The sequence below is a fragment of the Geomonas sp. genome (genome assembly GCF_056994735.1).
Genome location: NZ_JBXKJL010000150.1, coordinates 1 through 2102 on the forward strand (window position 1 = coordinate 1; position 2102 = coordinate 2102).

Here is a 2102-nt window from a genome sequence, read left to right on the forward strand (position 1 = left end):
ATTCACCCTTCACCTTTCACGTTTTTATTCCTCTTCGAAAGGTTTTCTGGTGAAGCTGCCGTCGCGCTGTTTCATGAGGAGTTCCACGCGCCGCTCGGCCTCGTTCAATTTCTTGCTGCAAAAGGCCGAATGCTTCACCCCTTCCTCGAAAGCCTTCAGGGACTCCTCCAGGGAAAGCTCCCCACCCTCAAGTTTTTTCACGACTTCTTCGAGTTTTTTCAGCGACGTTTCGAACTTCTCTACAGCCATAACGTACCTCGTTAAAAAAAGAACATCATTATACAGATTGAGGCCACGCCGTCAAGGATTGACTGGCGGCAGCTTCGTTTCCACCAGGCAGAGAGCTCCCCCCTCGGAGAAGGTCAGCTCCACCCGGTCTCCGGCCTCGATCTCGCGGCTACTCCGCACCAAGGAACGCTCCGGGAGCTTCCGGGTGATGCTGTAGCCGCGCGACAAGGTGGCAAGCGGTGAAACGGCATTGAGAGTTCCGGAGGCGAGACGCAGGCTCTCGGCAGCCCCCCCGAGGCGGCGGGTCATGGCATGGTCCAGGCGCAGGGAGAGGCTTTCCAGGCGCTCCGAGGTCCGTTTCACGCTGAGCGCGGGGCTCTGTTGGGAGAGCCTGGCCAAGAGGGTCACGATCCTCTCGCCGTGCTGGTCGAGGAGGAGCCCGACCTCCCGCACCAGCCGGGCATCCAGCGCATCGACCCGCTGGGCCATGTGTCCCAGGATTCGGGTGGGGTCGGCGACCGCGCGGCTAAGCGAGGCGACGTGGGCGCGGAGGCGGTCCAGGCTGCGCATCTGGGCCATGGCGAGGCGGTGGTCGAGGGCCTCCAGCTCCGCCATGAGCTCCTTCTTGCTGCGGACCACGATCTCGGCGGCGGCGGAAGGTGTGGCGGCCCGGAGATCCGCCACGAAGTCGGCGATGGTGAAGTCGATTTCGTGCCCGACCGCGGAGATGACCGGGACCGAGGAGCGGTGGATGGCGCGGGCGACGACCTCCTCGTTGAAGGCCCACAGGTCCTCGAGGGAGCCGCCTCCGCGGCCGACGATCATGACGTCGATGCCCCCTACCCGGTTGAGGTCCTCGATGGCCATGGCTATTTCGGCTGCCGCCCCTTCCCCCTGGACCCGGACGGGAGCGATCAGGAGCTGTACGTTGGCGAAGCGGCGGGAGAGGACCGTGAGGATGTCGCGGATGGCTGCGCCGGTCGGCGAGGTGACGACACCGATCTTCCGGGGGAGCTTGGGGATGGGCTTCTTGTGCAGCGGGGAGAAGAGCCCCTCCTTGGCCAGCCGCTCCTTGAGCTGGATGAAGGCGAGCTGCAAGGCGCCAAGGCCCTGTGGCTCAAGGTAATCCGCCACCAGCTGGTACTCCCCGCGCGGCTCGAAGAGCGACATGCGTCCTCGCAGGAGGACCCGCATGCCGTCCCGTGGGGTGAACTTTAGGGAGCGGGCCGCGGAGCGGAACATGACGCAGCGGATCTGGGCGCCGGCGTCCTTGAGGGTGAAGTAGCAGTGACCCGACTGGGGGCAGGCGTAGTTGGAGATCTCCCCCTCGACCCAGACCTGGTCGAAGTTCTCCTCCAGCACCTCGCGCACCAGGGCGGTCAGTGCGGTTACAGACAGGACGCGACGGTCCTTGAATAATTCCATACATTCCTCAGAAGTACCAATTTTCCGCCAGCTTCCAATACTGTCATTCCCGAAGCGATTCTGATCGGGAATCCAGCTCCTAAACGACGTGAAATCTGGATCCCCGATAAGGGCATTAGGTTTTTGCTTTGCCTCTTTCCCTTCCCAACCTTCCTTCGAAACTGCACCCTCGCATCACTTCACGCTCACCCACTCGGTCCTCACCGTGCCGCTGCGCACGTTGATCCGGCCGTCGATGGTGGTCTCGCCTGCAGAGGCGCTGTAGTCGGCGTTGTAGCCCCCCTCGATGATGACGGATATGGCACGGTTAGCTGTCAGCGAGAAGGTGTTGCACCCTTCTATCATCTGGATCACCGCGCCGTCGGTGGCTGCGTCGTAGGCGGCCTGGAGGGTCGGGTAGCTTGTCGGGCCGATCTTCACCAGCGGGGCCAGGGTGAAGGTTGCGGTGA

2 protein-coding genes and 1 pseudogene are annotated in these 2102 nt (G+C 62.9%); all 3 read right to left on the bottom strand.

Annotated features, from left to right (window positions below):
- Window positions 1–24: 24 nt before the first annotated feature.
- Window positions 25–249 (bottom strand): exodeoxyribonuclease VII small subunit, encoded by a 225-nt coding sequence (locus AC11W3_RS07135; RefSeq protein WP_484090772.1) that lies wholly within the window; start codon window positions 247–249, stop codon window positions 25–27.
- Between the two features lie 51 nt (window positions 250–300).
- Window positions 301–1653, bottom strand: coding sequence for an exodeoxyribonuclease VII large subunit (gene xseA / locus AC11W3_RS07140; protein ID WP_484090771.1), 1353 nt, complete (start codon window positions 1651–1653; stop codon window positions 301–303).
- A 174-nt stretch (window positions 1654–1827) separates the two neighbouring features.
- Window positions 1828–2102 (bottom strand): annotated as a pseudogene (locus tag AC11W3_RS07145) (hypothetical protein); the annotation flags it as partial.